The organism is Burkholderiales bacterium (assembly GCA_013695435.1).
Lineage (GTDB): Bacteria > Pseudomonadota > Gammaproteobacteria > Burkholderiales > JACMKV01 > JACMKV01.
Genome location: JACDAM010000267.1, coordinates 1 through 6,530, shown reverse-complemented (window position 1 = coordinate 6,530; position 6,530 = coordinate 1). Strand labels below are relative to the sequence as shown.

Genomic DNA, 6,530 nt, shown 5'->3' with positions numbered 1-6,530 from the left:
ACGTATGCAGCGCAGCATGCTTTGCAATTCGCCGCCGAGCAGATTGGCGCGGCCGGCGTCGACCAGGATGATGTGAAAATGCCGCGGGCCATCGTGGTCGCCGACGTGGCGCGTTCCGGTGTTGATCGTCACATAATTGGTAATCGATTGACCGGTCGCCGAGCGCGGCAACAGCCGAACCAGCGTGGCGGCGTCTTCGAGTGTTGCGACGACTTTTTCGACGCCAGAGATTGCGACGTGAACCCGCGGCAGGGTCGTCGTCAGACGGCCGTTGCCTTCGTTGGTGACAATCAGGGTCGAGCCGGTTTCGGCGATCATAAAATTGGCTCCCGAGATGCCCATGTCGGCGGCAACAAAATGCGGGCGCATAATCTCGCGCGCCTCGCGGCACAATTCGGGTATCGCGGTTTTGCGCGGCGTCTGGTGAATGCGCGCGAACAGATCCGATATTTCATCCTTGCTCTTGTGCATGACCGGCGCGACGATATGTGAAGGCGGCTCATGAGCAAGCTGCAGGATGTATTCGCCGAGATCGCTTTCGACGACAGCAAGCCCGGCCGCTTCGAGTGCATCGTTCAGCGCGCATTCCTCGCTTACCATCGATTTCGATTTGATCACGCGGCGGACGCCATGCTGGCGCGCTATATCGAGCACGATGCGGTTTACGTCGGCACTGGTTTCTGCCCAATGAACGCACGCGCCGGCATTCGTTGCCGTGCGTTCGAAATGTTCGAGATAGAGATCGAGGTTGCGCAACACACGATCGCGGATTTCGGCGGCGGCGTCACGCAGCTTTTCGAAATCGACGCCGGCGAGCGCTTGCACACGGCCTTCTGTAAATCGTCCCTGGGCGTTACGCAGCGACGCTTGCAAAGTGCCGTCTCGCAACTGCGCGGTGGACCGTGCTTTGAAGTGTATCGACTTGATTTCCATGATTGGAAAACCCGGTGAGCGCGGCGCAAAAAACAACCGCTAGCGCCTAGCCCGATTGCTTGTCGCCTTCACCGCTGGCAACGCCGGCGCGATCCTGGGCGGCCAGCACTTCGGCGATATGCAGCACCTGCGTCGTCATATCCCCGCGCCGGCGCAGACGGCCTTCGATGTGCAACATACAGCCGAGATCGCCGAGCGCGACGCAGGGGGCGCCGGTCGCGGCGATCTGCAGACATTTGTTGTCGGCCATGCGCGTTGCAATGTCGCCGAACTTCACCGAGAAAGTCCCGCCGAAGCCGCAGCAAACTTCGGCCCCGGTCATCTCGATCAACTCGATGTCCGCGCTCGCCAGTAACGCGCGCGGCTGATTTTTCACACCGAGTTCACGCAGGCCCGCGCACGAATCGTGATAAGTGAGGCGACCCTGCCAACGCCCGGGCAGGTGCGTCAGATGCAACACATTGATGAGGAAATCAGTGAGCTCGAAGGTGCGCGCGGCGAGAGCGGTGATGCGCTGCCGGGTATCTGAATCATCGTCGAACAGATGTGGATAATGCTTGCCGACCATGCCCGCACATGATCCCGACGGTATTACGACATAATCGAAATGCTCGAATTCGGTAAGGGTTTTCAGCGCCAGCGCACGCGCCGCCTGACGGTCGCCGGAGTTGTAAGCGGGCTGGCCGCAGCACGTTTGCCGTGCCGGAACGACAACCTCGACCCCGGCGCGTTCGAGCAACGCGAGCGCGGAAAAGCCTATCGATGGACGAAATAGATCAACCAGACAGGTGACCAGCAAACCAACGCGCATGCGGGAAGAGGAGCGGAGCCGTCGAAGCGACGGACGTAAAAATCATAACACGGCCCCCACAGATGATATGCCCCTCGTTGTAGAACAAGTTTTCATATCGTAAAATCCCGTTGCATGCTTCTCACCACACTTTTTCCGACAGCAACCTTCTGGCAGGAAACCCGCATTGTCCGAAAACCGATCTTCCATTCGGGTGATCGAGCGCATGATGGCCCTGCTCGATGCGATCGCCGAATCGGGAGAAGCGGTGAACCTCAAGTATCTGGCTGGTCAAACGAGTTGCATCCTTCGACCGCGCACCGCATTCTGGGTGTGATGGTCGACAACCGCTTGATTGACCGCGTCGAACCGGGCGCCTACCGGCTGGGAATCCGCTTGCTTGAATTGGGTAATCTCGTGAAATCAAGACTGAATATCCGGCAGGAAGCCCTGCCTCACATGGATCGTCTGTATCAGAAACTGCAGGAGACGGTAAACCTGAGTGTGCGCCAGGACGATGAAGTGATTTACGTCGAACGCAGTTCATCGAATCGCTCGATGATGCAGGTCGTGCAAATCGTCGGCGCGCGCGCGCCGTTGCACATAACGGCGGTCGGCAAGATTTATCTGGCCGAAGAAGGCCCGCGCGGCTGGGCCGATTACGCGAAGCGCACCGGGTTGCCGGCCTACACGGAAAATACGTTGAGCACCTTGACCAGCCTGGCGCGCGAACTCGAGCGCGTGAAACGGGCGGGTTATGCGTTCGATAACGAGGAAGCCGAGAAAGGCGTTTCCTGTATTGGTGCGGGGATTCACGACGAGGAAGGTCAGCTCGTCGCCGGACTGTCGGTATCAGCGCCTTCGGACCGTCTCGATAAAGCGTGGGCGCCGGAGGTCAAAAAAACAGCGGACCAGATTTCCTATGCTATTGGTTTTCGCCCCGCCCGCCGCGCCGCAGATGCGCGCAGCCAAGCCGTCAAAGCAGCGGAGAGTGCCGCCAACTCGCTGCGCTAGCTTGCAGTACGCGCGCTCGTCGCGAGCGAAACTTATCGAATCCTAACCAGCTAATAAAGCCTGCTGACGCGTTCGTTGCGCGCGGGTGTTGCTTCCATCCACTTCTTGATCCGGTTCGCATCGCCAAAGCGCGAGAATTTTCCGTTCGAATCCAGCAGCACGATAATCACCGGCCGCTTTTCGATCGTCGCCATCATTACCAGACAGCGGCCGGATTCGCTGATATAACCGGTTTTGGAGAGATCAATGTCCCAGCGCTTGTTATTGACCAGGATATTGGTGTTGCGAAAACCGAGGCGGCGTTTACTGCCTGCGAACGTCTGCTGATGCCGCCCCTGCGTGCTGAAATCGGCGATCAGGTCATAGCGCTCGCTCGCCTTGACCATCCTGGCAAGGTCATGCGCGGTCGAAACGTTTTCTACGCTGAGGCCGGTGGCATCGACGAAGCGAGAATTCGTCATGCCGAGTTCGACGGCTTTGCGGTTCATTGCGGCGACGAAGCCTTGCGTGCCGCCGGGGCCGGTGCGCGCGAGCGCGGCGGCTGCGCGATTCTCAGACGCCATCAACGCAAGGCGCATCATGTCGCGGCGCGACAGCGTCGTGCCGACGCGAAGTCTCGAACCGGAATTACGCAGGGTATCGACGTCGGCGTGCGTAACCGTAATTGTCTGCTCGAGCGGTAAACCGGCATCGAGCACGACCATCGCGGTCATCAGTTTGGTGATCGAAGCAATCGGCAACACCGTGCTGGTATTTTTCGCGTAAATCGCCCGATTATCGTTGAGATTCACAACCAGAGCTGCGGAAGAGCGAAGACTGAGGCGCGGCGTTTTGGTCAGTTGGTCGAAATCGACTTCGAACTGGCTCTCGACAACATTCGCGAGCGCGTCATCCGCGGCAATTTCCTGCTTGATTTGCTCGCCCGGCAGCGCAAGCGCGAGTTCGGCCTTTTGCGCAAAAGCCGTCGATGTACCGATCAGCAGCAATACTCCCATAAAAAGCTTGGTTTTCCCCACAAATGCTCTCCCTGAGCAGCGTAGCAGTGCACATCGAACAAGGACGTAAAATATCAAAAATCAGTAACTAAGGGAAGCTTTCTAATGCATGTTTTCACTGGGGCGACATACGGGCCAAATGGCCGATGAGCGGTTCCGGAGGTTGGCGGCGTACGAATCAGCGTATGGATAAGGCTTCGACGATACCGGGCAACGAGTCGTCAGCGGCTCTCAGCGCTTCTTCCTGCTGTTGCAGCGCCCACATCACCGCATAAACACCCTGTTGCGCAAGCAATTCGCGGTGCGTCCCGCGTTCTACGATGCGCCCTTGTTCCATAACGAGAATCTGGTTAGCGTCGATGATCGTAGACAAGCGGTGGGCGATGACCAGCGTAGTCCGCTTTTCGGCTATGCGTTTTAATTCCGCTTGAATCGCTTTTTCCGATTTCGAATCGAGCGCCGAGGTCGCCTCGTCGAAAATCAGAATGCGCGGATTCTTGAGGATGGCGCGGGCAATGGCGACTCGTTGTTTTTCTCCGCCCGACAGTTTGAGACCGCGCTCGCCGACCCTTGACTCGTACTCGTCGGGCAGCGACACGATGAAATCGTGAATATGCGCCGATTGCGCCGCCTCGATGACTTCCGCATTCGACGCGCTCGGGCGGCCGTACGCAATATTGTAGAAAATCGTATCGTTGAACAGCACCGTATCCTGCGGCACGATGCCGATCGCCGCGCGCAAACTCGTTTGCCGGACCTCGCGAATATCCTGCCCGTTGACTCTTATTGCACCGCCATTTACGTCGTAAAACCGGAACAGCAGGCGCGCCAGCGTCGACTTGCCGGAGCCGCTGTGCCCCACCACGGCGATGGTATGGCCGGCCGCAATTTCGAAGCTGACGTCGAACAGGATCTGACGTTTCGCCTCATAGCTGAAGTTGACATTGTCGAAGCGGACTGCGGCGCTGCCGGGCTTTAGATCGGGCACGCCTGGCTGGTCCTTAATCTCGGTGTTCTCTTCGAGCAAGCCGAACATTTTCTCCATGTCGGCCAGGGAATGGCGGATCTCGCGATAGACGAAGCCGAGAAAGTTGAGCGGCATGTATAACTGCAGCATGAAGGCGTTCACCAAAACCAGATCGCCTATCGTCATCGTGCCGTTGACGACACCATTGGCAGCGAGGACCATCAGCAAAGTCATGCCGATTGCGATGATCGCAGCCTGGCCGGCGTTGAGCCCGGCGAGCGACGTCTGATTGCGCACGGCCGCATTCTCCCACGTCGCCATGCCTTCGTCATAGCGCCGCGCCTCCCACTGTTCATTGCCGAAATACTTGACGGTCTCATAATTGAGCAGGCTGTCGATGGCGCGCGTGTTGGCCTGCGAATCCGAATCGTTCATCGTGCGCCGGAACACCATGCGCCATTCCGTCACCAAAAGCGTGAAAGCGATGTACAGGATCAGCGTGACGAAAGTCACGACAGCAAACCAGATGTCGTACTGCACCAGCAGAATCACCGCGACGAGTATGATCTCGACCAAGGTCGGCAGAATGTTGAACAGCATGAATTGCAGCAGAAACGAAATGCCGCGGCTGCCGCGTTCGATATCGCGCGATACGCCCCCTGTCTGCCGCTCGAGATGAAAGCGCAGGCTAAGCGCATGCAGATGATCGAACACACGCAGCGCGACACGGCGGATGGCGCGTTGCGTGACCTTTGCGAAAACCGCATCGCGCAATTCTCCGAACAGCGTCGCGCCGAAGCGCAACGCGCCGTAACCCAGCAACAGGGCGACGGGGAGCGCCAACATCTGCTCGCCTGGACTCAATGAATCGACGATTTCCTTGAGCGCAAGCGGTACCGTCACATTCGCGAGTTTCGCGAGTACGAGCAGCACCAGCGCGAGCACGACGCGGCCCTTGAACTCCCAGACATACGGCAGCAGAGTGCCGATGGTTTTCCAGTCGTTGCGATTTTTCGGAGGTTTGCCGGTATGAGTGGTGCGCATTGGAACGATGTGAAGGATCGCGTTTGTCATTATCCGCACCGCGACCCCGATCGCAAAAACTGTCACGATCGATCAGCGGTGATTGCGCGGCGTGGCGATGCGGCGCGGGACACCTGGACTTGGACACTGGCCAGCGCCTAAGATTGCGCTGGCGTAAAACGCTGACTCGCGCGGCGCCAACCAGAATTCGAGAGGAGAACAGGCGACGATGCGCATTTTGAAGCGCTGGTCAGCTCGCGTTGCGAGCCTCAAAACGAGCACCTATGCGCTCTACCTGGCCATGCGCGATCCGCGCGTGCCGCGGCCCGCAAAGCTTGTCATCACCGGCATCGTCGCATATGCGTTGAGCCCGATCGATCTGATTCCCGATTTCATTCCGGTGCTGGGGCTGCTCGACGAACTGATCTTGCTGCCCATCGCGATCAGCCTCGCGATCAAAATGATCCCCGACGAGGTTTGGGACGATTGCCGCGCACGCGCGGGCGCCGCGATCGATAGGGACCTTCCGCACAGTCGCTCGGCGTTCTGGGTGATTATCGCAATATGGCTGAGTGTCGCCGCGCTGATTGCATATTTCGTTTGGCGCTGGCTGGCTGACCGCCAGCTCTGATGGCCGTTGCCAAGCTTGCTATGGCTGCACCGGAAATTTCCCAGCCGCGCTTGCAACGCCTCAATCAGCGCGATCAGCGCAAGGGCAACTACGTGCTGTACTGGATGCAGCAGGCGCAGCGCGCCGATTACAACGACGCGCTGGAGTATGCGATCCAGTCGGCGAACAGCCTGAATC

6 protein-coding genes and 1 pseudogene are annotated in these 6,530 nt (G+C 58.6%); 3 read left to right on the top strand and 4 right to left on the bottom strand.

Annotated features, from left to right (window positions below):
* On the bottom strand, positions 1-933 hold a 933-nt coding region (locus tag H0V78_13140), incomplete at its 3' end, for a lactate utilization protein (protein MBA2352683.1).
* 46 nt (positions 934-979) lie between these two features.
* The gene (locus H0V78_13135; GenBank protein ID MBA2352682.1) at positions 980-1,744 is read right to left on the bottom strand and encodes a (Fe-S)-binding protein; all 765 of its coding nucleotides are present in this window, start codon (positions 1,742-1,744) and stop codon (positions 980-982) included.
* Between the two features lie 205 nt (positions 1,745-1,949).
* Here H0V78_13135 and H0V78_13130 point away from each other — a divergent pair.
* Positions 1,950-2,737, top strand: a pseudogene (locus H0V78_13130) (IclR family transcriptional regulator).
* A gap of 50 nt (positions 2,738-2,787) precedes the next feature.
* Here H0V78_13130 and pbpG read toward each other — a convergent pair.
* Positions 2,788-3,732, bottom strand: a complete 945-nt coding sequence (gene pbpG / locus H0V78_13125; protein ID MBA2352681.1) for a D-alanyl-D-alanine endopeptidase — start codon at positions 3,730-3,732, stop codon at positions 2,788-2,790.
* 178 nt (positions 3,733-3,910) lie between these two features.
* The gene (locus H0V78_13120) at positions 3,911-5,743 is read right to left on the bottom strand and encodes an ABC transporter ATP-binding protein/permease (protein MBA2352680.1); all 1,833 of its coding nucleotides are present in this window, start codon (positions 5,741-5,743) and stop codon (positions 3,911-3,913) included.
* 208 nt (positions 5,744-5,951) lie between these two features.
* Between H0V78_13120 and H0V78_13115 the strand changes: the two genes are divergently transcribed.
* Positions 5,952-6,353 (top strand): DUF1232 domain-containing protein, encoded by a 402-nt coding sequence (locus tag H0V78_13115; protein ID MBA2352679.1) that lies wholly within the window; start codon positions 5,952-5,954, stop codon positions 6,351-6,353.
* A 20-nt stretch (positions 6,354-6,373) separates the two neighbouring features.
* On the top strand, positions 6,374-6,530 hold a 157-nt coding region (locus H0V78_13110), incomplete at its 3' end, for a deoxyribodipyrimidine photolyase (GenBank protein MBA2352678.1).

Bases quoted from the DNA above. Each gene is read 5' to 3' on its own strand.
- H0V78_13135 (MBA2352682.1), bottom strand. From the start codon at position 1,744: ATGCGCGTTGGTTTGCTGGTCACCTGTCTGGTTGATCTATTTCGTCCA.
- pbpG (MBA2352681.1), bottom strand. From the start codon at position 3,732: ATGGGAGTATTGCTGCTGATCGGTACATCGACGGCTTTTGCGCAAAAG.
- H0V78_13120 (MBA2352680.1), bottom strand. From the start codon at position 5,743: ATGCGCACCACTCATACCGGCAAACCTCCGAAAAATCGCAACGACTGG.
- H0V78_13115 (MBA2352679.1), top strand. From the start codon at position 5,952: ATGCGCATTTTGAAGCGCTGGTCAGCTCGCGTTGCGAGCCTCAAAACG.